Below are 22,352 nucleotides of genomic sequence, written 5' to 3'. Positions count from 1 at the left end.
CATATGGTTACATATGGGGTTAGGGTGTGCTGACCGTCGGTAGGGTGGGTGGTTGCTGATGTGATTTGCTTTGGTTCGGGAAGGGCGAAGGGGCGCCTACGCAGTTGCCCGAAGGTTCGCGAACGCGCTTGATGTAGATCATCTTTCGCTTGCTATGCCCGGTTTCCAGAGATGATCGGCGAAAGACAGGCTCATCCAAGAATTGATCAACAACTCATCTGGAGATAGCGATCAGACGTTGATAGAGGCTATCGCGGACCTGGTTCGGAGGACTTTACTCGCTGCAGCAATACATCCCTGAAATAACCTGCGTGCAGCGTCAGAAAGCGAGATCGTGTGCCAATCAGACATGCTTGTGTTTTTCTGAGATTTATTAATGCAGCGGATTGCAAAAACTCTCGCTGTGCGCTCTGAGGCTACAGCCTTTCCAAGCTTCGCCCTTGTAAGCCAGTTCATTCGGAATATCCGCTAAATGCAAGTGTTTGGGACGGAACTCATACCAAGCCGTAGAACTCCACAGGGTGTTGTCACGTTAACTCGCCGAATTTGCAAGTTGGCAAGCTGTTCGTTGATCAAGCGGCCTGTGCCGCGGATTTCCACGCCTCGAATGCTTCGAGCCGATGGTAGCGGATGGTGAGCGCAGAGCGGCGGCGGGCTGGGACAGAGAAACTATTGCGGGTTGCAGACTTCATAGATACGAAGCGTTGTAATCCACCCGGCGATCGGAAGCCTTGCATCACCCGCTCTCGTTTTCGGAAGGGCAAGTGGCTGTTTTCTGCGCGGTTATTGAGTCCCTTGTGTGACCAATGATCAAGGCCAGGCGCGACCTCGCGCTTTGCGGCACCATAGGAGCGCAGCTTGTCCGTAATGATCCTTTTTGGCACGAAGCCCCAACGTTTCATCAGCTTGACCAAAAGCCGCTTTGCGGCGCGCTTGTCTCGTCTCGATTGGAGAATTTCCTCAAGAACAAAGCCGTGTTGGTCGACCGCGCGCCAGAGCCAGTATGACCGACCCGCGATCTTCACAACGACTTCGTCCAGATGCCAGACATCGCCGGGGCGCGGCTGCCGTCGCTGTAGAACGTGGGCGATCAGGGGGCCGAACTTGACGCTCCAGCGCCGGATTGTCTCATACGAAACGTCGACGCCACGTTCCAGCATCAGCTCTTCGACCTCGCGCAGGCTCAAGTTGAACCGGACGTAAAGCCAGACAATATGAGCGATGATCTGAGGCGGAAACCGGTGGCGTTTGTAGCTGATCTTTTGTGTCTGCATCGACACCGCCTACGCCCAGATCAATGAACCAGCAACCTCAGGACCGTTAATGTGACAACACCAGCAGAAGTAAGCTCCATTTTTGAAACGACATCTGCCGCCTCCGACTGGGGGCGGCATTTTGTTAAGGGCAGAGGCGTTACCGTTTGGCCAATCTGGCTAGGTCGCAGTTCTGCAGCGAAGAAATCTTGGCCAAAGCCTTCGAGGAAGGCTCTCGTTGCAGAACGTCAGGGCAACGATCCGCCCAATCACAGCACCTAAGGGTACGAAAGAGGACGGGTTCAAAATCCGTCAGCATTACCTACCCGTTGCACTTTTTCAGCTAAACAGCGAGCCTTAACCTACGCAAAGAGAGCACCGCAAAGTGCGGGGCAATCAGGCCACCATTTGCGTTTCTTCGTGAGATTTCAGACCGGGATACCACTGCTCGAACTTGGCGCGGAGAGTCCCGTCAAGCGCGCGGGCCCGGGTTTGGAGCATGAGGTGGGCTCCTTGTTTTGACCAGCGCATCTGCTGCTTCTTGCCAAAGCGCTTCCCGACGACAGTGTTGACAGTGCTTTCGACAAAGCCGGTGGATACGCGCTCGCCGTAGCGTCGGCGCTCCGCATAATTCGGGATCATATCCTTGTTGTTGGCGATGTACGTTTCAAACTCGGTAGCCGTTTTGCGCAGCGCCTTGATGCTGGCGTAATCCGTTTCGATTTCGTCCAGGTCCATGACCAGATCCTCGACCACCAGTTGCCCGTCGTGCAGGTTCCCGTTCCACAGGAAGCCTTTGATCTGGCGGAGCAACCTGGCCAGCTTCTCGGCATCCGCCTCGTTATGGTGGGCCAGGCCTTTGACGTATTGCTGCATGACCGTAAGCCGCATGGTGATGTGGAACCAGTCGAGGATGTGCTCCGAGGCCGGAGCCATGTGCAGGGCCATGTTGATCACGGTGTCGCCGCCGTCGGTCATGAAGGTCACTGGCTGGTTTTCCTGCCAACCCTGGTCCTTCAGCACCTCATGTAGCCGGCGTTTGGGTTTGGCGTCTTGGCTCTGGACGAGGCCGAGATATCGGCTCGGGCGATCCGTGGGGACCGATTTGCCCACTGTCACCTCGAAGTGGGACTGCCCTTCCTCCCGTGACTTCACATACCCGCCGTCGATCCCGACGGTGATCGGTCCTTCCGGATTGGGAAGCTGCTCCCGCAATACGGCGCTGGTCTCGATGAAACTGAACCGCTCCTCGGCCAACTCACCTTCCATCCGTGTCGCGGCGCGGCCAAGGTGCCTGCGGATGGTGTCCGGGCTGAGCCGCGCATCGATCGGCAGGACGTCCTTCAAAACGTCAGCCGTCACGCCGAATGACACCAAAGATGCCCATTTTGTTTCCAGCCAGAGCAGCTCCGGCGCGACATGGTCCGGCAGAAGTTCAGTCAATGGGCTGAAGGTGCTGGCCGGGCCATCGTGACATTGGCAATGGTAGAAGCGTGAACTCGGGACGGTGACATCTCCAAAGACCGTGCGATACCGGATACGCCCGCGCCCCTTGCACCGCAGCTTTCTCCCGCAACTCGGACAACAGGAACGTTTCGCGCAGTGAGCCGCGCATTGCGCGGATACGATCTCCTGCTGGAGCTGCAACAAAAGGTCTTTGCTTTCGGCGATTGAGAGACCGATTTCGCCTATGGTCTCGGCGCCTTTGCTGAAAGTCGCAATCTTCTCCGTATGTGCCATGCCGTCCGGCCCGGTGATCTTGACCTCGATCTCGATGTCCATGTGTTTTCCTGCCTGCTCTTATTTTATGTCGGCTGCGCATCCCTTGCGCGCATGATCGTCTGCCTGCTTGTGCCCATGTCGCGGGCTATGGCCGAGACGGTTTCGCCAGCAGCGATCCGTTCACGCACATGGGCTTGCTGATCTGTCGTCAGCGCTGTCGGTCGCCCGAGTGGTTTTCCCTGCGCTTTGGCGCGCGCCAGACCGGATTGGGTGCGCTCAATCAAGAGATCACGTTCGAACTGGGCTACAGCGTTGATCACACCCATGGTCAGCTTTCCCGCCGAACTGGTCAGATCGACGCCGCCTAGGGCAAGACAGTGAACTCGGATACCAATATCTTCGAGCCTGGCCACAGTTGTGCTGACATCGATGGCGTCCCGGCCGAGGCGGTCCAGCTTGGTTACGATCAGCACATCACCTCGTTCCATCTTGTCCAGCAACCGGCTGAACCCTTTGCGGCGCGCAATAGCCACGGACCCGGATACGGTTTCCGTAACAACACGGTGCGGCTCGACTTTGAAACCCGCCGCTTCGATCTCCTGAAGCTGGTTTTCCGGGGTCTGCTCTGTGGTTGAGACCCGGGTATAGGCAAAGGTTCTGGACATGGACGCACACTGTAAAGAAATGGGTGTCCAGAACCATAGGCATGTTCAATATGCCGTCAATATAATTTTAGGATATATCGGGGGCACATGTACGTAACCGGTCCTTTCTGAACAGGTCAGGCAAGCTGCTGATGCATCAATTCGCGGTGTCGCTCGGCGCGAAATGCCTCGTTGACCAGTTTCCGGGAAAACTTGCCTGTCTGATACGGCTCGCGCGCGATGACACGATGCATAGCCGCCTCGATGTCGTCAGTTAGCACATCGCGAACGGTCTGGTGTGGGTTCGCAGTTTGCATCACATCATCGAGCCATTCCACCATCAGGCCCATATCCTGCCATGCGTCATAGCCGTCCGCCTCGTCACGACGTTCAAGAAAGCCATGCGGTCCGCCACAATCCTCGGGCGGACACGTGCCGGATCCGCCGATGCAAATGGGGTAAGATTTCTTTGGCGCAGACTTTCCGAACTCCTCAACTCGGATTTCATGCTCCCAGTGGTCACCCATGTCATAAACGTAGGAGACCTTGTCATTTTTGCGAAGATCAAAGCTGCCGAGAGCAACACGGGGATCCGCCAACGACAATTCGAATGACCCGTACCCCACTGCATGAATATCGAACGAAAAAAGATGGATACCCTCCCACCCCATCGCGACTTGCAAAACGCCGTGAAGCTCCTGCAAGGTCATCGATGCAGGCACCAGCAACCGCCGCCAGATCATGGGACTGATCCCGAGCAGCCGGACTTTCAACTGAACGATTTCTCCTGTAAGGGCCATGACCCGAACTTGCCATCAACGCCTGCCCCGAGCAACTGCCCCACACTTTGCGGTACTCTCCCACTAGCCCGCGCTTGCAAGTATGGTCCGGGTCGTCAGGGTAGGCGGAACCCGTGACCAGGCCGCCCCGTCGCGTGCCCGTGAGAAACCCTCGGCGTACAGGCGGCGCATATATGTCGTATCGAACTCGAATGACTCCACATCCTCGGATACCGGCGTTTCGATCGAGGTGACGTTGAAGCCGATATCTGCGTCGCGGGCGAAATCATAGGTCGCGTTGACCTGGCCCCGCGCCTGATACTTCAGAAGGGTCGAGACCGAGCGCGCCGCGATTGCGCCGGGATTTTCTTCCACCAGATCGAATTCGGGCTCAAGACGGAGGTTCATCAACATATGGATGTCGGTCAGAGACGCTTCTGCTGCAAGTTCCCCCGGAATGAAACCATCGCCGCCTCGGGCAGGGTGAAAATATGCGAGATCAAGGCCCCGTCGCCGTGCATTTCCTCGAACGGTCGGCCAGCGGCGGTCTGACCTGAAATCCGGATCGGCGGGAATGCACCGGGTATCGCGGCCGAGGCTAACAGAACATCCTCGAACATCGTCGCCGCGCGCGGATCGCCACTGGCCGCGATCGCGCCCATATTCCAGATGATTCCGACCTGCGAATCCAAATCCGTGGTCAGTACGAACAGGCGCCTGCCGCGACGGTGCTCGGCGGCAATGGCAGCGAGCAGGTCGGGTGTTACAAAAGATGCAACAAGGCGGCGCAACGGTTGCCGGTCGAAAAGTGCCCCGCGCGTCAGCGCCGTCAGAAGCGAAGGTCGTCCGCCGATTCCCTCGGCCACACCGCTGGTATAGAGATTGCGCAGGGTGTCATCCTGATCGGGACCGAGAAAGGCCAAAGGCGCGATCAGCGCGCCGGTGCTGACACCACTGATGACCGAGAATGTCGGACGGGTTCCCGCCGCGGTCCAGCCCGCCAGCACGCCTGTCCCAAAGGCACCGTCGGCACCGCCGCCGGACAGCGCCAGATAATGCGACCGATTTCCGTCCCGGAACCGCGGCGCGTAATCGACGGGATAATCTTCCGCAAGGGCATCGGCCCTGACGCGGTAATCGGCACCCAGAAGCCGGGTCGAAACCCCGTCGTCCGGGCGGTAGGGGATGCGGGGCGAGGCGGTGCAGGCGCCGACCACGCCGGAGCCGAGCAGGATCATCGCACCCCGTCTTGAGATCGGGCCGCGTCGGCCCGCAACATTGTCATCATACATGCACGTTTCTCCACTTTCGAAATCTGCTGAGGCACGTGGTCGAAGCCGCGTGCGGAATTGGCCCTCGTCTCAAAGCTCGCGCCCTTCAAATCTTACCTAAACGGGCGGCCAAAGCGGCCGCACCCGGTGTCGGCCAGATCAGAAGTCAGGTATACGGTGTGTAGCCGTTACATGACCCCTATGCCAACTCTGTTCATTCCTCATGTGAGCGGCCCATCACCGAAAAGCCCGGGGCGCTCGATCTTGATTATGTCGGCCCATAGATCGGCCAGCGTCTGGTTACACCACGGCGCCGCACCGATGCGGCCCACGGCGATTATTCCCCAGGTCCGAGAGCAATTGCTCGTGTTTTCCTCCAGTTTCAGGTCACATACGCGCGCCGGCAGTCTCCGGTCGGAATAGCGGCCTGACCAGGCTCGCACGGCAATTACATAGACACATAAGTTGCTAAATCAGGCTGCAAGCATTGATAGCTTGTGGCGCTCCGCCTCCATCTTTTTGATCGCGCATGTTGTGGCTGTTATACAGGCGAATTAAAAATCGCAAATGGTTGTGTCTCGACTCTGGTGGAAGTTATCCGGAGCCCGGTTCAAATGGTGACAATCTCTTCCCGCACCCGCTCGCAGAAAGCGCGAATGGCTCCAAGATCGGCCGCCACTTTCCGGTAGTAGATATTGACCGGCATCTCCCAGAGATTCTCCGAGAGTTGAAGCTCTACCAATCCGGATTCTTGCGCCGCCTCCGCCAAAGGAGAGATCAGGATCGTGATGAGGTTCGTGCGTTTGACAAGCGAAGTGAGAGCCGCAGCCGAATTCGTTCTGAGCGCAATTTTCGGTGCGCCCAGTCCGCGTTCGGCCATGTAGTGTTGCACAAGGTGAAGGAAGCCTTCATCTTCGTAAAAGCCGGCCCATTCGACAGTCACGAGATCGGCCGGATCAACTCTGTCACGCCGCGCCAGCTCATTGTCTGGATCCGCCACTGCACGCATTGCGAGGTTGACCACAAACTCCCTTTTTATGTCAGGCGCATCGAGCTCGCTCATCGACCCAGCAGCCAGGAGTACGTCTATTTCTCCGGCCAGGAAGAGAGCCGCAAGCTGATCCCCGACGCCGGTGACAACGTCGATCAACATCCCCGGGTAGCGCGTATGAAGATCGCTGAGCACGGATGGCAGGACAGTCGTCGTCCAAGCGACGCCGGCACCCAAGCGGAGCTTGCTGACTGTGCCGGAGGCGAGCGCCGCTATTTCTTCTGTTGCAAGGCGTGCCGAATGCCGGGCACTGGCCGCATAGCGATAAAGAATTTCGCCAGCTTCAGTCGGCACCACTCCGCGCGGCAATCTCCGGAAGAGCGGAACGCCGAGTTCATCCTCGAATTGCTTGAGGCTCATACTGAGCGCGGGCTGCGAAATACCCAACTGTTCGGCTGCCCGGTGTACGTTGCCGGTCTCGAAGATTGCGAGAAACTGCATCGTTCTTCGGCTCAGGACTGCTATTGCTGAGGGCGCCGTCATAGATAAATTCTGCTGATCTTTGAGCGGAAAGTATATATTATTCTTTATCTGTCGTGCGTGTTTCTGTGCCTTTCGGGAGGGGGAAACATGCGTACGATTTTTGTTCTTTTCGACAGCCTGAATCGCAGCGCTATTGGCGCCTACCATGGAACCTCTGTCCGGACACCGAATTTCGACAGATTTGCCAAACGTGCGATGACATTCGACCGTCATTATGTCGGGTCGCTGCCTTGCATGCCTGCACGGCGGGATATGCACACCGGGCGGCTGAACTTTACCCACAGAAGCTGGGGGCCGCTGGAACCATTTGACAATTCTTTCGCACAAAGCCTGAAATCGCATGGCATCTACACGCATCTCGTCAGTGATCATCTGCACTACTTCGAAGATGGTGGATCCGGATTTCATACACGTTTCTCGTCCTGGGATTTCATCCGCGGGCAGGAATACGACCCCTGTGTCGCGATGGTTCAGCCCCCAGTCGAACGCTTTCGCGAAAAGTTCGACGAGCGTCACTACCCGATGACCCGAGACAGCAAGCGCTTTCAGGCCATGATAAACCGCGAGGAACTTCGCAGCGAAGAGGACTTCCCCGGACCCAGGTGTTTTGCCTCCGCATTCGATTTCCTCGACCGCAACAGGCAGGCCGACGATTGGCTTCTCATGCTGGAATGCTTCGATCCGCACGAACCCTTCCATGCACCGGACCGCTTCCAGAACGCCTATGTTGAAACGACGCGTCGCATTCTCGACTGGCCTCACTACGAGCGTGTGCTCGACAGCCCCGAGGACATCAAGACGATCCGGGCAAACTATGCCGCCTTGGTCGCGATGTGCGACGACTATTTCGGCCGTTTGCTCGACTATCTCGACGCACATGGAATGTGGAAAGACACCGCGCTGATCCTCGGCACGGATCACGGCTTCCTGCTGTCCGAGCACGACTGGTGGGGCAAGTGCCGGATGCCCTACTACGAGGAAGTCAGTCATATACCTCTGATGATCCACGACCCCCGGCATCCGCAGGCAGCCGGAAAGCGAACCGATGCACTGACACAGACGGCGGACCTGATGCCCACGTTGCTCGGTTTGCATGGCGTGAAGCCACCGGACGAGGCGCGCGCGACAGACCTGGCCGAGGTCCTCGCCGATCCGACCCGTCCGGGACGGAGCGAGGCGGTATTCGGCTTGTTCGGCGGGCCGATCGGCATCACCGACGGTCGCCATGTTCTATATTACTATCCACCGGACTGGCGGGCGGAGGGCCTGCGCGCCTCCCTGAGCGTGAGCGCGACGGCATTGACCGCCTTCAGGACCTGTCGGTGTGGTCCGACGGGGCAGGGTCCTACGTTCCCATGGCTAACCTCGTGGACCGTTTCGAGACACGCCTTGTCGAGGCGCTCATTCACAGGCGGGACCGGGAGCGCACAATCACTGCGCTTGGCGGTTCTCGCAGCGATCTGACTGCGGACGAAGCCTTCCGAAGTGTCCGGTCGGATATCGAAGCCATTCCGCTGCCTGAGGGTTACATGATGGAGTGGGGCGGCGAATTCGAAAGCGCCGGAGATGCGCAGGCAAGTCTTGGCAAGCAGCTCCCCTTGGGCTTCCTTGTTATGCTGACGATTTCGATATTGATGTTCAACAAAGTCCGGCAACCCCTGATCCTGTGGCTCGTCGTCCCGATGTCAGTGACGGGCATGGTCTTGGGGCTGCTGTTCACGGGCTTGCCCTTCACTTTCACAGCATTGCTTGGGTTCCTGTCACTGTCGGGGATGTTGATGAAGAACGCGATTGTTCTGGTTGAAGAGATCGATCTTCAGCGTGCCGACGGGGTGCCGGACTATCAGGCGGTTGTTGACGGATCTGTTAGCCGTTTGCGACCCGTTATTCTCGCCGCCGGGACAACGATTTTCGGCATGATCCCGCTGCTGCCGGATGCATTTTTTGCGTCAATGGCGGTGACAATTATGGGCGGCCTCGCGTTCGCTTCGATTCTGACTTTGATCGCAGTGCCCGTGCTGTATGCGCTGTTTTTCCGGATCAGACCGCCGAAGAAAGACAGCGCTACGTCCGGTGCTGCGGCACCCGCCTAAAGTCAGGCTGGCGCACGGGCGCGCCTACCGCAGTTAGCCTGTCGTGAGAGCAGTGTAGGCTTGATCCGCCGCCTCAAGCGCGCCTTCAAGAAAGCCGCCAAACGTGGGGGCCACTTCGGTGCCGGCAAAGATGAGCGCATTGTCCCAAAGACCGGACAAAGCGCGCGGCAAACCATAATCGGGGTGGGCATAAACGGTCCGCTGGTCAAGATAAGTCGCTGTGAATGGGTCTACAGCCCAGTCCTTGATGTATAGACGCTTTTGATTTTGTGCTTCGGGGCCAAAGAGCCGCACCAATTGCATGCGCACCTGCTCGCGCAGGGCCGCGGTGTCGCGCCTCAAATCTGGCGGGATCCCGATGAAGCCGAAGATGGCATAGGGACCACCCTCAGACGGGCTGGCATCGTGACATTCAACCATCGGGCCAACCCTGCTCATCGCATCGCCCGACAGGCCATTATCACGCCAGAAAGGGCGGTCAAACACAGTAACGACTTTGGCCTGTCCTGCCATCCAGGTCGCAATACCCTCCATCGCAGTCAGGGCGTCTGTGGGCAGCACAGGCTTATAGGAAAACTGCGCTGCAATGCGCGGTGGCAAGGCCAGAACGACCTTTTTTGCCATGATCTGCGCACCCGCGACCGTTTGGGCGGCGACGCCATCGCTCTTTTTTCGCAGCGCGTTGATTGGCGTGGCGCAGATGCGTTTGTCTGACGGAATTTCAAGCAACAGCTTGTCGATGAAGGCTGCGAGACCGCCTTGCAACCGCCATGAGCCTTGCATCGACGCAAAGCCGCGCCCGCGCTGGACATGGCCACGTTCGTCTTCGTACAAAAGTTCGCCTTGATAAAACTGCTCAAACCGTGTGAGCCCAAGACGATCGATCAGCGCCGCGATACGGGGTTGGCCGGGCCAGAACCACGAGGGGCCAAGATCAAAGGCGCCCGCATTGCACTGCTCGCTCAGGATACGTCCGCCCCATCTTTCGCGGGCTTCGACAAGCAGAAAATCTTGCTCCTCGGCCGATAGCCGCGCGGCGAGCGCCAGACCTGAAAGCCCGCCACCGATGATAAGGGTCTGCGTTTGCATCGTTCAGATTTCCCTGTGCGCAGTGGTTCGGCCCGTTTTCGTCAAACCTGCGGCGCTTTGGCATAGGGCAGATGCCCTGTTTTCATCCAAAGCGTTGCGCCCTCAGCCCCAGCTGTGGCTGTCAAGGCACTGCCATCAGGCAGACGCAGCCAAGCGTTTTGTCTCAGGGCTTCTCCATTCACCGTTGCGGTCCCGCTGATGACCAATACCTCGGCGCCGCCTGTTGCATCCAATGTCATGGTCGCGCCCGCCTCCAAACTGGAGAACGTCACTGTCTCGCGCATATCGCGGTGCAGGATAGCGGTCGCCACACCATTTTCGGGCGCGCCAAGCTCTGCTTCCATATCTTTGTGAAACTGGGTGCGGTCATCCGTGTCGAACTGCCAGAGTTTGACGAAAATCGTGCAACCCGCATCCGATCCCGGGGTATGAGAGGTCGTTGGCGGATTACGCACATAAGTCCCCGCAGGATAATCGCCATGTTCATCCTGAAAGACACCATCGAGCACGATGAACTCTTCGCCGCCCCCGTGGCTATGCGCTGAAAATTTGCTGCCGGGCGCATAGCGCACGATGGTTGTGGCGCGGGCAACCTCGTCCCCGATCCGGTCGAGCATCCTTCTGTCCACGCCCTTCATGGGCGAGGGTTGCCACTCGAGACTATCGGTGTCCACAACGACCTTCTGAGAAAAATCAGCGTTCAGTTCCATCTGTTTCAATCCTTTTCGTACCCTGCAAAGGGGGCGGTATGTCGTCCAGGTTTTACCCTTGACACCATCTGGTGTTAGTATGGGATCAACCGGGAAAACGCTGCGTCCATGCCTGCTGCAGCGCCTCAATCCGGCAGGCTGTCTTGCGCTCTTGGAGGCGCTTGAGGCAAATCGAACCGAACCGGCCTGGCTTTTTCCACCGCCGAACGGAGGCGTGATATCAGAGCAATCGCTTGACTGGCATCATCATCCGAGATCCCGAGATCTGCGAAATTTTGCGCCACAACCTGATCGGCGGCTTTCACGACCTGGAAGCCATATTCCGTGAGACGTAAAACAATGCGGCGTTCGTCTTCAGCGTCGCGCACCCGCTCGATCACGCCATAGGTCGCCATTTTTTTGGCGAGAGGCGAGACCGTGTTTGGTTCAACACCTACATGTTGCGAGAGCTCAGAAAGGGACATCGGTGCCTGCGTATCCAGAGCTTTCAAGATAATGTACTTTGCATAGGTCAGGCCGCTTTCTGCAAACGCCGCCTGATAATAGCGGCCAAACGCATGATGCAGCGTGTAGACCTGAAAGCAGGCCAGATCATTGAGGTTGGATTTCTTTTCCATGCACGCTAAGTATCCACATCAGTCGTAAATGCAATGCGGCAAAGCCACATTTGCGACCATAAACTTCGGGTACGAATTAATCCAACACGAAAGGACTTACTGTGACCAAGATCAACCGACGCAACCTGCTCAAAGGTGCTGCCGCATTGCCTGCAACCGCTGCTCTCGCAGGGGCTGCAACTCCGGCGCTGGCCGCAGGGCATAGCGCGATGCAAGAGGCGGCGCTTTATTCTGCTCCGCTCGGACAATACCGCATCACCGCTCTGCTCGACGGGATCGCACCTTTGGGGCGTGGTTTTTTCTTCGGCAGCGACGAAATTGACCCTGTCATGCAGCAGGTTGGCATCGGACCAGATGCCTTGCCCGCGCCTGTGTCGGCGTTCCTTCTGCAGTCAGACGACCGCACGATCCTGATCGATGCGGGTATGGGCGAGCAAGAACTGCTCGGGCCGGGCTTTGGTGGGGTAACACCTGCTCTGGCCGCAGCCGGTGTCGCGTCGGATGACGTTGATCTGGTGGTTTTGACGCATGCGCATCCCGATCACCTTGGCGGGTTGATCCGTGGTGGTGACGCGGTGTTCCAGAACGCCGAACTCGCGATTGGCGACGTCGAGGCGGGTTTCTGGACCGATGAGGCGATGATGGCGCAGGCCCCCGACGAAGCGAAAGGCCTGTTCCAACTGGCACAAACCGTGTTGAATGCCTATGGCACAAGAGTGACCCGCATCGCCGACGGTGGCGATGCTGCTCCGGGTCTGTCGATGATGCTGTCTCCCGGCCATTCGCCCGGTCATTCTATTGTAATGATAGACGGCGGGGATCGCCAATTGCTGATGATTGCCGACACGCTGCACTCGGCGGATGTGCATACGGCGTTGCCGGATGTCGGGTTTGGTTTCGACTCTGATCCCGCTCAAGCCGCAGAATCCCGCCGCCGAGTGTTTGATATGGTGTCGGCCGACAAGATGCTCGTCGCGGGCAGCCACATCCACTTCCCGGGTTTTGGCCGTATTCTGCGGGATGGTGAAGCCTATCGCTATCTCCCGTCGACCTGGATGTAATACTTGGCACTGCAAGGGGGCACCCGACGGCGCTCCCTTGCAGGTTGTTGGCGGCAAAGCGACATGAGATTCAATGCGGTGCACATTAAACAATTTCTTCGGACCTGCATCGTCAAGCTGCCATGCACTTATGGTGTCGCATGTCTCGTGTAGAACGGAGATGGTGAATTCCTGAGGCACACGCAAGATCACGGATTGCGGACGCGAAACCGTGACCGCTCCGACCAACGCCACGTCAGTGTGCATCCGACACTTCGAGGCAGGGCTCTGAAAGACTGCGCGAACTTGTCACCCTATCTGCTGGGTATCTGAACGCCGATATCTCTCAAACTCACAAATAAAACAACGAGGATACTATGACAAAAACAACTCTCTTTGGTTTCGACGGTTCAACATATGTGCGCACCGTGCGCTGCGTATTGGCGAGCAAGGGCGTTCCTTACGATCAGGTACCTGTCAACGTCTTGGAGGGCGAGCCGCAGGAACCAGAGCATCTTGAGCGCCACCCTTTCGGTAAGGTGCCTGTTCTTGATATCGACGGACTGCGCCTGCGTGAAACCGATGCAATCGTCCGATACCTCGAAGCGCGCGACCCGAAGCCTTCGATGTTTCCTGCCGACGCAAAGGTTTGTGCGAAAGCTGACGAGAACGCGGCGTTGATCGGCAATTACGGCTACGGTGCGATCATCGGGTTCGTGGCCTACCATCTGTTTCCCGACTTCGTTGGTGGAAAGGATGAAGAAATGCGCACATCCTGCCTTGATCAGGCCAAGAAGCTGGTCAGCCTTGTTATGGAGAATAGGGGCGACGCGCCGTTTCTCGCCGGGGATACACCCGGGTTTGCCGATTATCTGCTTGGGCCGCTCATCGCCTATGCGACCATGACCGAAGATGGCCCGGCGATCCTGTCGATCGACGGCGTGCAAGAGTGGTGGGACAGAATAAGCGCGGATGAGACCTTTGCGTCCACCGCACCGGACTTGAGCTGAAAAATGGAGAAGTGAGCGATGATCAAACTGACCTTGAACGGTGAGCCGCGCGAGATCGCGGCAAGTCCGGATACACCATTGTTGTGGGCGCTGCGCGATGAGCTGGGCTTGACCGGCACCAAATTCGGCTGCGGGGTTGCCTCGTGCGGGGCCTGTACGGTGCATGTCGATGGTGCGCCTGTACGCTCTTGTCAGACGTATGTGGGCGACATCGACGGCGCTACCGTGACTACGATCGAGGGCGCGCTGGATGAGACCACCGAAGCGATCCGCGCGGCGTGGGTCGAGTTGGAGGTGCCGCAATGCGGCTATTGCCAGTCAGGCCAAATCCTGTCGGCGGCGGCGCTGTTGCGGGACACGCCCAAACCGACCGACGAAGACATCGACGCGGCAATGGATGGAAACCTTTGCCGGTGTGCCACCTATGCACGGATCCGCAAAGCGATCCATCGCGCATCCGAAATTGTGGAGGGTTAACATGCTGAACAGGATTATCTCACAGGCCGTCCCAGCAACGGTTACAACGCGGCGCGGCTTTCTCAAACTGAGCGCGGGCGCTGCGGGTGGCCTTATTCTGGGTGGTGCGCTTCAGCCGATCGCAGCAGCTGCACAAGCTGGTACCGACGGTCTGGCCACGCCTTTTGTCCATATTCGTCCTGACAACACTGTTGTCGTGATCGTCAAACATCTGGACATGGGCCAAGGGACCGCCACGGGATTGGCAACGCTGATTGCGGACGAGCTTGATGCGGATGCGGCGCAGGTCACCACAGAATTTGCACCTGCCAACACGGGTCTTTATGCCAACACGCTCCTGGGTGTGCAGGGCACAGGTGGATCGACTGCGATGCCCAACTCATGGCAGCAATACCGTGAGGCGGGGGCGACGGCGCGCGCAATGTTTGTCGCCGCGGCAGCCGAGACCTGGGGCGTCGATCCTTCGGACGTCACCATATCAAAAGGTGAGATCAGTGGTGGCCCGAACACAGCTACGCTGGGCGACATGGCCACCGCTGCTGCCAGGCAGGGCGTGCCAGACAGCGTGACGCTGAAAACGCCCGACCAGTGGGTGTATATCGGCAAGTCCTTTCCGCGGGTGGATGTTGCGCCCAAGACCCAAGGTGCCACCGACATGTTCGGCATGGATGTCGCGATGGACGGGCTGATGTACGCTGTTAGCCTCCGCAGCCCGCGCTTTGGTGGCGTGTTGGTCGGACTGAATGAAGCCGAGGCGCGGGCAATGCCCGGCGTGATCGACGTGATCCGCCTGCCGGATCGGGCCACAGTCATCGCTGAATCCACGTGGCAGGCCATTCAGGCGCGTAACGCTCTGGCTGCCGAATGGGATTTCTCGAACGCTGAAAATCGGGGCACAGAGGATTTGCGGGCAGAGTACACCGCATTGCTGGATGAAGATGGCATCGCATTCCATAGCGCCGCAGTCTCGGAGGCCGAAGAGGCGAAGGTGGTCGAAGCCGATTACTTCTTCCCGTATCTCGCGCATACCCCGATGGAGCCGATAGACGTCACCGTTCTGTTCGACGGGACCGAGGCGGCGTTTTGGACCGGATCGCAGATCCAGACCCTGGACCAGAACATCGGTGCTCAGGTCCTTGGCATTGATCCCGGTTCAGTGAAAATCGAGACCCTTTGGGGCGGTGGCTCATTCGGGCGCCGCGCGATCTATGACAGCCACTATGTGGCCGAGGCGGCGATGATTGCGCAAGCGTGGCTGCAAACCCATGGGCAGGCGCGCCCGATCAAGCTGGTCTGGACCCGCGAGGACGATGTGCGCGGCGGATATTATCGCCCGATGCACATGCACCGTGTGCGTGCCGGTCTTGATGCAGAGGGCAATATCACTTCGTGGAAACAGCGCGTGGTGGGGCAGGGTATCGCCATCGGAACCGCGTTCGAACAGTTCATGGTGAACAACGGCGTCGATGCGTCTTCTGTTGAGGGCCTTGGGCAGCACTCGGCATACACCATTCCGGGCTGGTCGGTCGATGTTCATCATCCGCTTGTCGGTGTTCCCGTGCTCTGGTGGCGGTCGGTCGGGCATACGCACACGGCTTATGTCGTCGAGACGATCATGGATGAGTTGGCGGAGGCGGCGGGTGCCGATCCGGTGGAATTCCGTCTGCGCTACCTCACCGATCCGCGCGCGCGTGGCGTGCTGGAACTGGCAGCCGTAAAGGCCGGTACGATACCGGCCGGCCTGACACGGGGCATCGCGGTGCACAAAAGCTTCGGTTCCTACGTCGCCGAAATCGCGGATGTTAGGATCCGCGAGGATGGCACCGTCAAGGTCGAGCGTGTGACCTGTGGTGTCGATTGCGGTGTCCCGATAAACCCCTCGAACATCGAGGCGCAGATTGAAGGTGGCCTGGGCTACGGCCTCTCGGCGATCCTGCGTGAAGAGATCACGATGACTGCAGGCGAGGTGGACCAGTCGAATTTCTACGACTACATGCCGCTTCGGATCGCCGACATGCCACGGGTGGACGTTCACATCGTCCAATCAACCGAGGCGCCGACAGGCATAGGCGAGCCCGGTACACCGCCAATTGGTCCCGCCGTGGCGAATGCAGTCCGCAGGGCAACCGGCAAGACAGTTCGCGAGTTACCATTTTCGCGTCAAGGATTGGCCTGACAATTGTAGGTTCCGTTGGCGCGCGCAGTCCTTTGGCGCGCGCGCGTTCTTGCTTTGACACGTGGATGGATGCGGAGTGCCTGAACGCAGCGGTCCGATTTCCAGTATCGCGTGTTTAGGATTGATTTCCTCATCGCTGATAATCTAACATGTGTTAGGTTATCAGCGATGAAAGCGTATGACTGGACCACTTAATCACCTGAAAATCATCGAACTCGGTCATGTGATTGCGGGGCCGCTTTCGGCTGCGTTGCTTTCCGACTTCGGTGCCGATGTCATCAAGATCGAGGCACCGAACCGAACCGACATGATGCGTGACCTTGGACCCAAGGCCGAGGACGGAGTGGGTGTCTGGTGGAAAACGCTGGGCCGCAACAAAAAGACGCTGGGCCTCGACTGGAAGTCGGACGAAGGCCGGGAAATACCGTTGTGTCGCGACACATTCCGTTCACTCATTTTCACAACAGGATCGGGGCGGGATTCGAGAGTTTTCCAGACGCAAAATCATAAGATACGGCAAGAATTTGCAAAGCTGTTTCGATCTCTTGCAAATTACGCGGCGCAAACACCATGACGGCGGTCGCCGGGATCATGCCAGTAGCCGCCATCGGGTGTGGCTCGCCCCAGCCTTTGGCGAAGAGCTCGCGGGTGCATTCGAGCGGGAGCATCAGATGCATCGAACCATCATATTGCGGATGCACATGCGCGAACTCGTTTCCCACCATAAAGGATTCCTGACAACCGTGCGCGTGATCGTGTGCCAGCCAAAGAGCCTCGGCACCGGGAACAGAGATGATACTGGGGCGGCGCTCCACGAAAGGAAAGTCAAAGGCCCGTTCCTTGAGCTTTTGATAGGTACTTGCGTCGGGGTTCTGGCTTACCTGCTCATGCGGCGCGCAGTCGGTGGTTTCTGGTCTTGGACCGATGCGGGGTGTCAGTTCAAACATTTCCTGCCTTTCTGTTTCGTTCGGTTATATCCCAAAGCTCCGCGCTGATCCGGATCGGCCTCAATCAGTGAGATTTCGATCGCTTCGTTCAAAGGCTCGGGGTTAAGCATCCCGATCGCCATTAGAATGGCAATCCCGTCCTGCCGCCGTCCCCGCGCGCGTGTATGGCACGATTTGCACGATATGTCCTTCACTGTGGCGGGGCGACTGGCTCGCCCCCGAAAGCACTTCTGCAATTTCTACAGGCCAAGCAATTCCCGAACGGGTGCAAACGCATCTTTCCACGACTGGCGCGCCTCCAGCCGTTCGATCCAGGCCGCGACATTTGGCAGATCGTCAAGCGATATGTCAGACTGCGCACGGTACATGAATGTCGAGGCCAGTGCGAAATCCGCGACGCTCAGATCGCCCGCGATCCAGTCCTTGCCGGCAAGGCCGATTTCCAGCACCGCCAGAAATTGATCTACGTTTTTCAGTTCCGCCTCGATGACGCCTTGGTCCGGATCACCCATGCCGAACTTCGCTTTCAGAAACCGCTCGAACGACAGCTTTTGCATCGCTGGCCCAAGGTGAATTGTCTGCCAGTATAACCACTGGTCCACCGTTGCGCGGGACTTCGGATCATCCGGGTGAAGACCGCGCTTGGGTTTCTTGCTGGCAAGATAGGAATTGATGGCACGCGATTCCCAGATCACGAAATCGTCGTCCACAAGCACAGGCACCTTGCCGTTGGGGTTCATCGACAGGAATTCCGCGCTTCGGTTGTCGCCGCCCTGGAGATCGACCTCGATGATTTCAAGATCGATCCCCAGTTCCAGGGCGACCGCGCGCACGCGAAGGGCGTTTGGCGAGAAATTGGCGTTGTAAAGTTTCATCGTGCTTTCCTCATTGCGCCTGTGGGGTCAGCAGGGCAGGCTTGTTGGCAATCAGGAAATCACGCACCGACTGCCCCGCTTGCCCGGTCAGGCTTTCCAGATCGTCCGTTGCAACGCTCAGATAATCCTTCGCCATCGCCTCGTCGAAGGACGCAAAGACCTTTGCCATGTGCTCGGGCAAACCGGCGCCGATCATGCCCTGGACCAGTTCGTCGGTTGAGATCGGGATATAGGGAATGTCCTTGCTCGATAGTTCCGACAGGATGGCCGCGATGTCACCTTGGGAAACTGCCTCCGGTCCGGTAATGTCCAGAACACTTGAACCGGTTTCCTGCATCAGGGCCGCCGCGGCGGCGCGGGCGCAGTCGGAGCGGGTGACATATCCGGTTTTTCCCTCGCCAGCAGCGGCAAAATGTTGCCCCATGCCGATGCTTTGACCACCACCCATCAGTACCAGATCGGTGTAAAGGTTGTTGCGCAGGATGGTATAGTTGGCACCGGTTTCCTTGATCAACGCCTCGGTGTCGCTGTGATCCTTGGAGAACGTGATCGGGCTTTCCTCAACCGGGTTCGTCAGCGATGTATAGACGATATGCGTGATACCTTCTTTCGTCGCGGCGGCGACGGCGTTTTTATGCGCTACCAACCGCTTGCCTGGTTCCAGATCGTCGGTCGAGATGATGAGCAGACGCTTGCCACCTGAAAAAGCCGCCGTCAGCGACGCAGGGTCGTTGAAATCACCCTTGCGGGCCTCGACACCTTTGTCAGCCAGTTCAGCCAGCTTTTCCGGCGAACGGGAAACGGCGATGATCGGGCTGGCCCCGGCCGCAAGCAGATTGTCGATAACCTGTCGGCCAAGCTGGCCGGATGCACCGGTGACGATGAAAGGACCGTCTTGAATGTTCGTCATTGGGTTTTCCTAGATTTTTTGGGGTTGGATTTGGATGTTCAAACGTTGGATGGGATTCAGCCGAAGGTGAACGCGCTTTCGACGGCGCCGAGCACGTGATCCTCCAGCGTTTTCACGCCTTTGTCGGCAAGGGCCGCCCCCGCGACCACATGCAGCGGAAGCAGATGTTCCTCGCGCGGGTTTGCCTCGCGGGCACCGGGGGCGGCGTCCCACTGTGCCAGCATCCGATCACGCTCTGCAGGATCGGGGCGGGTCACGGCATCGCTTAGCCAGCGGTCAAATTCCTGCCCGTTCACGGCACCCGCAGCGCCACCCCGCATCGCCTGCATCATCTTTTGCATGTTGTGATAGGTGTTGCCCGAACCGATAATCAGAACACCTTCGTCGCGCAACGGCGCCAGTGCCCGCCCGACCGCAATATGCGCAGCCGGGTCAAGGTCGCTGCGCAGGCTGAGCTGCACACAAGGAATGTCTGCCTGCGGAAAGACCACCTTCAGCGGAATGAACACGCCGTGATCATACCCGCGCGCCTCATCGACGGAGCAGGGGAACCCGGCCCCTTCGAGCAGCGCCTTTACCCTGTCCGACAGCGCAGGATCGCCGGGCGCGGGCCAAGTCAGTTCATACGTATGCGGAGGAAACCCATTGTAATCGAACAGGAGCGGCGGGGCTTTGTTCTTTTGCACAGTGAATTGTGGCTCTTCCCAATGGCCGGAAATCACCAGCAACGCCTTGGGGGTTTCTGGCAATGTATCCGGTACACGCGCCAGAAACGCGCGGTGCCGATCCCAGGTTTCCGGCGGATCCCAGTCCATGAAGAAACACGGGCCTCCTCCGTGTGGAAGAAACATCGTCGGCATTCGGGTCATGTACTGCATCCTTTCGTCTTTATCGCGGGCGAGGCCTGACGACCCAACCCGTGTTTGGTTGCCCCGAGGGCCGATTATGCCGCGCTGTTCAGCAGATTTCCGTAGGGCGATTTATTTTCGCGCACTCGGTTTTGCGTCAGGAACGACACGATCAGCGCAAGCCAGGCGACAATGGCCGGTGGCCAACCCAGATCGCCCGCAGCCAAATGCGCCGAGGCGGCCAGCAACAGGTGCCAGAACATCGCCGCATAGGCGAAATCGGACAAAAACGTTGACGGACGCCAGAGGAGCACCACGACCGCCACGATTTTCAGGATGGCTAATGGCCAAATTATGTAGGTTGGAAATTTCAAGATGCCCTCATACATTCCGGCAACCATGTCATGCGCGGTGATGTAGAATGTCGCCCCTCCCAGATAGACCAACGAAACCAGCCCGGTTGCCACCCAGTAGGAGATTTTTGCAGATTTTCTGCTCATTTGGACGTCCCCTATTTTGTACAAATTGCCCGGGCATTCTTCCGAATTGCTCAGGCTTGCCAGGTTTTGCTTTTCTTCCTAGTATTATAAAGCGTCCTAGTTCATATTGAAAAGTAGGCACTGAAAAGTAACCACTCTTGGAGAGCCTCAAGATGAAACAGAAAACACCGCCCGCGTGTCCCATGGACTCCATTCTGCGCCTGCTGATGGGGCCGTGGACAACCTATATTCTCTGGGTTCTAAGCGACGGAGGGCCGCAACGTTTCGGGGCACTGAAACGGGCAGTGCCGGGAATTTCGACCCGTATGCTGACGGAACGGTTGCGAATGCTTCAGGCGGCCGGGGTAATCTGGCGCGACCAGACGCAAACGATCCCGCCCGCTGTCACCTATGGTATGACAGAACGCGGCGACGATCTGCGCCAGGTACTCGAAGCCTTGGGCGAAATCGCGCAGCGTTGGCAGGCCGAAGGTGCGTTTGAAAAGATCGAAGTGGCAGCAAAATGATCAACTCGATGATGTAGTGGTCCACGCAATTGTTACCTGCTGCCGCGAAACTTAGCCGATTTGAGCCAAGATTACTTGCCCAACATCCAGTCTGCCAGGCTATCCTTCAATATAAGACTGACTCTCAATTTTCCGAGAATGTACTGGAAGATTTTTTAACATAAACTTCATTATGCGTATTTATACTTAGTGTTGGGCACATTCTAAACTGGGTTGCGACACCTCCGGTATCTTGCTGAAAAAGCAAGGAGAACAGACATGGCACATACAGAGCTGGATTTGCGTGAAAGACGCATCATCGAGGACATGCTCAGAGCAAAATTCTCGATCAACAAAATAGCCGCTGAGCTTGGGAGACACCGCTCAACAGTCTATCGCGACATAAAGCGGAATTTTTACATTGATGGCGAAATGCCAAATCTCAGTGGCTACTATTGTGTGATTGCACAGCGGAAGGCAGAAGCTCGACGTGCGCGGCGGCGGAAATTGATCCGTCTCCCTAAGCTTCGGAAGGCTGTTATCACTCAGTTGAAAGAAGGCTGGTCGCCCGAGCAGATTGCCGGTCGGCTTACATTCGAAGGACATGCCATTCGCGTCAGCCATGAGACGATCTACGCCCATGTTTACAGCGCTGAGGGACAATCCGAAGAATTAGCCAGATACCTTCCAAGTCGTCGCAAGAAACGACGGTCCCGGTATGCCAGACGCCCCCGAGACCAGGTATTCCCGCTGGATCGGTCCATTCACGAGCGCCCTGAACATGTGAAGACACGCGAGGCGTTCGGTGACTGGGAAGGCGATCTGATGATCTTTGAACGTGCCAATGGCAAGATGAACGTGGCTTCGCTCGTCGAACGCAAGACCAGGTTCGCCGTCCTGTTTCGCAACAACGACCGCAGTTCGACCCACTTCATGCGCAAGCTGATGGATGTGATGGAACCCCTACCCCAGCCGGCCCGCAAATCGATCACCTTTGACCGTGGTTTCGAATTCCGGGAGTGGAGAAAGCTCAAGTCGGGCATCGGCACTGACAGCTGGTTTTGTGACCCACAAGCACCCTGGCAAAAAGGCTCGGTCGAGAACCTCAACAAACGCGCACGGCGATATCTTCCCCGTGACACCCAGCTCGCGGCGCTCTCAAATCGCAATATGAAGGCGATTTGTGACCGCCTCAACGGCACGCCAAGAAAGTGCCTTGGTTGGCGCACACCGACGGAAGCGTTCAGGGAAGAGTTGAGGAAACTGAGATAGCGGAAACTGTCGCAACGACCCTTGAGACACCATTGGCGCGCGCTACCCTCAAGCGCGACTCTTGTTAGAAAACAGTAGTTTATCTAATGAGAGGAATCGG

General features: G+C 57.8%; 24 protein-coding genes and 2 pseudogenes. 9 read left to right on the top strand and 17 right to left on the bottom strand.

The features are described 5' to 3' along the window. Positions 1–572: 572 nt before the first annotated feature. The 8 genes from CUR85_RS18905 to CUR85_RS18875 all read right to left on the bottom strand — a co-directional run bounded on the left by CUR85_RS18905 (position 573) and on the right by CUR85_RS18875 (position 7,161). Positions 573–1,274 (bottom strand): IS6 family transposase, encoded by a 702-nt coding sequence (locus CUR85_RS18905; RefSeq protein WP_065331824.1) that lies wholly within the window; start codon positions 1,272–1,274, stop codon positions 573–575. A 375-nt stretch (positions 1,275–1,649) separates the two neighbouring features. Next, positions 1,650–3,035, bottom strand: coding sequence for an ISKra4 family transposase (locus tag CUR85_RS18900; RefSeq protein ID WP_280323155.1), 1,386 nt, complete (start codon positions 3,033–3,035; stop codon positions 1,650–1,652). 23 nt (positions 3,036–3,058) lie between these two features. Then, positions 3,059–3,640 (bottom strand): recombinase family protein, encoded by a 582-nt coding sequence (locus tag CUR85_RS18895; RefSeq protein ID WP_114865614.1) that lies wholly within the window; start codon positions 3,638–3,640, stop codon positions 3,059–3,061. Positions 3,641–3,756: 116 nt separating this feature from the next. After that, the gene (locus tag CUR85_RS18890; protein WP_114865613.1) at positions 3,757–4,419 is read right to left on the bottom strand and encodes a plasmid pRiA4b ORF-3 family protein; all 663 of its coding nucleotides are present in this window, start codon (positions 4,417–4,419) and stop codon (positions 3,757–3,759) included. Positions 4,420–4,482: 63 nt separating this feature from the next. After that, on the bottom strand, positions 4,483–4,812 hold the full coding sequence (locus CUR85_RS18885; protein WP_280323154.1) for a hypothetical protein: 330 nt from the start codon (positions 4,810–4,812) through the stop codon (positions 4,483–4,485). Positions 4,813–4,823: 11 nt separating this feature from the next. Beyond that, the gene (locus CUR85_RS18880) at positions 4,824–5,636 is read right to left on the bottom strand and encodes a patatin-like phospholipase family protein (protein WP_280323153.1); all 813 of its coding nucleotides are present in this window, start codon (positions 5,634–5,636) and stop codon (positions 4,824–4,826) included. A gap of 254 nt (positions 5,637–5,890) precedes the next feature. Then, on the bottom strand, positions 5,891–6,001 hold the full coding sequence (locus CUR85_RS20660) for a CoA transferase (protein ID WP_366142360.1): 111 nt from the start codon (positions 5,999–6,001) through the stop codon (positions 5,891–5,893). 278 nt (positions 6,002–6,279) lie between these two features. Next, positions 6,280–7,161 (bottom strand): LysR family transcriptional regulator, encoded by an 882-nt coding sequence (locus tag CUR85_RS18875; RefSeq protein ID WP_280323152.1) that lies wholly within the window; start codon positions 7,159–7,161, stop codon positions 6,280–6,282. A gap of 129 nt (positions 7,162–7,290) precedes the next feature. Here CUR85_RS18875 and CUR85_RS18870 point away from each other — a divergent pair. Further along, positions 7,291–8,292 (top strand): annotated as a pseudogene (locus CUR85_RS18870) (sulfatase); the annotation flags it as partial. Between the two features lie 233 nt (positions 8,293–8,525). Further along, positions 8,526–9,296, top strand: coding sequence for an efflux RND transporter permease subunit (locus tag CUR85_RS18865; RefSeq protein WP_254693865.1), 771 nt, complete (start codon positions 8,526–8,528; stop codon positions 9,294–9,296). 33 nt (positions 9,297–9,329) lie between these two features. Here CUR85_RS18865 and CUR85_RS18860 read toward each other — a convergent pair whose 3' ends face one another. From CUR85_RS18860 to CUR85_RS18850, 4 genes and pseudogenes are all read right to left on the bottom strand, one after another. After that, positions 9,330–10,130 carry a flavin monoamine oxidase family protein gene (locus CUR85_RS18860; RefSeq protein WP_343245501.1) on the bottom strand — a complete coding sequence of 267 codons (801 nt, stop codon included), beginning with the start codon at positions 10,128–10,130 and terminating at the stop codon, positions 9,330–9,332. A 15-nt stretch (positions 10,131–10,145) separates the two neighbouring features. After that, positions 10,146–10,385, bottom strand: a pseudogene (locus CUR85_RS20470) (NAD(P)-binding protein); the annotation flags it as partial. A gap of 41 nt (positions 10,386–10,426) precedes the next feature. Continuing rightward, entirely contained in the window at positions 10,427–11,095 is a 669-nt protein-coding gene (locus CUR85_RS18855) for a cupin domain-containing protein (protein ID WP_216338372.1), read from the bottom strand. 125 nt (positions 11,096–11,220) lie between these two features. After that, positions 11,221–11,712 carry a MarR family winged helix-turn-helix transcriptional regulator gene (locus CUR85_RS18850; protein WP_280323151.1) on the bottom strand — a complete coding sequence of 164 codons (492 nt, stop codon included), beginning with the start codon at positions 11,710–11,712 and terminating at the stop codon, positions 11,221–11,223. Positions 11,713–11,813: 101 nt separating this feature from the next. Between CUR85_RS18850 and CUR85_RS18845 the strand changes: the two genes are divergently transcribed. From CUR85_RS18845 to CUR85_RS18825, 5 genes are all read left to right on the top strand, one after another. Then, on the top strand, positions 11,814–12,773 hold the full coding sequence (locus CUR85_RS18845; RefSeq protein WP_280323150.1) for an MBL fold metallo-hydrolase: 960 nt from the start codon (positions 11,814–11,816) through the stop codon (positions 12,771–12,773). Between the two features lie 356 nt (positions 12,774–13,129). After that, entirely contained in the window at positions 13,130–13,762 is a 633-nt protein-coding gene (locus CUR85_RS18840; protein WP_280323149.1) for a glutathione S-transferase family protein, read from the top strand. An 18-nt stretch (positions 13,763–13,780) separates the two neighbouring features. Next, on the top strand, positions 13,781–14,239 hold the full coding sequence (locus CUR85_RS18835; protein WP_168610331.1) for a (2Fe-2S)-binding protein: 459 nt from the start codon (positions 13,781–13,783) through the stop codon (positions 14,237–14,239). A 1-nt stretch (position 14,240) separates the two neighbouring features. Beyond that, a complete protein-coding gene (locus CUR85_RS18830; RefSeq protein WP_168610332.1) occupies positions 14,241–16,415 on the top strand; it encodes a xanthine dehydrogenase family protein molybdopterin-binding subunit in 2,175 nt (724 codons plus the stop codon). 178 nt (positions 16,416–16,593) lie between these two features. Continuing rightward, on the top strand, positions 16,594–16,989 hold the full coding sequence (locus CUR85_RS18825) for a CoA transferase (protein ID WP_280323147.1): 396 nt from the start codon (positions 16,594–16,596) through the stop codon (positions 16,987–16,989). Here CUR85_RS18825 and CUR85_RS18820 read toward each other — a convergent pair. From CUR85_RS18820 to CUR85_RS18800, 5 genes are all read right to left on the bottom strand, one after another. Continuing rightward, positions 16,874–17,362 carry a luciferase domain-containing protein gene (locus CUR85_RS18820; protein WP_280323146.1) on the bottom strand — a complete coding sequence of 163 codons (489 nt, stop codon included), beginning with the start codon at positions 17,360–17,362 and terminating at the stop codon, positions 16,874–16,876. The two genes, CUR85_RS18825 and CUR85_RS18820, sit on opposite strands and share 116 nt — an antisense overlap. 239 nt (positions 17,363–17,601) lie before the next feature. Further along, the gene (locus CUR85_RS18815) at positions 17,602–18,237 is read right to left on the bottom strand and encodes a glutathione S-transferase family protein (RefSeq protein WP_280323145.1); all 636 of its coding nucleotides are present in this window, start codon (positions 18,235–18,237) and stop codon (positions 17,602–17,604) included. 10 nt (positions 18,238–18,247) lie between these two features. Further along, a complete protein-coding gene (locus CUR85_RS18810) occupies positions 18,248–19,147 on the bottom strand; it encodes an SDR family oxidoreductase (RefSeq protein ID WP_280323144.1) in 900 nt (299 codons plus the stop codon). Positions 19,148–19,203: 56 nt separating this feature from the next. Beyond that, positions 19,204–19,962 carry a DODA-type extradiol aromatic ring-opening family dioxygenase gene (locus tag CUR85_RS18805; protein WP_280323143.1) on the bottom strand — a complete coding sequence of 253 codons (759 nt, stop codon included), beginning with the start codon at positions 19,960–19,962 and terminating at the stop codon, positions 19,204–19,206. Between the two features lie 128 nt (positions 19,963–20,090). Next, positions 20,091–20,495: a hypothetical protein gene (locus tag CUR85_RS18800; protein ID WP_280323141.1), complete on the bottom strand. Its 405-nt coding sequence runs from the start codon at positions 20,493–20,495 to the stop codon at positions 20,091–20,093. A 137-nt stretch (positions 20,496–20,632) separates the two neighbouring features. On the opposite strand from CUR85_RS18800, the gene CUR85_RS18795 reads away from it, so the two are divergent. Both CUR85_RS18795 and CUR85_RS18790 read left to right on the top strand, forming a co-directional pair. Further along, a complete protein-coding gene (locus tag CUR85_RS18795) occupies positions 20,633–21,001 on the top strand; it encodes a winged helix-turn-helix transcriptional regulator (protein ID WP_240312930.1) in 369 nt (122 codons plus the stop codon). Positions 21,002–21,259: 258 nt separating this feature from the next. After that, a complete protein-coding gene (locus CUR85_RS18790) occupies positions 21,260–22,252 on the top strand; it encodes an IS30 family transposase (protein ID WP_067629841.1) in 993 nt (330 codons plus the stop codon). The last annotated feature ends 100 nt before the right edge of the window (positions 22,253–22,352 follow it).

The sequence above is a fragment of the Sulfitobacter faviae genome (genome assembly GCF_029870955.1).
Taxonomy (GTDB): Bacteria; Pseudomonadota; Alphaproteobacteria; order Rhodobacterales; family Rhodobacteraceae; genus Sulfitobacter; species Sulfitobacter faviae.
The sequence above is the reverse complement of the archived record's forward strand: the minus strand, read 5'-3'. Positions and strand labels throughout refer to the sequence as shown.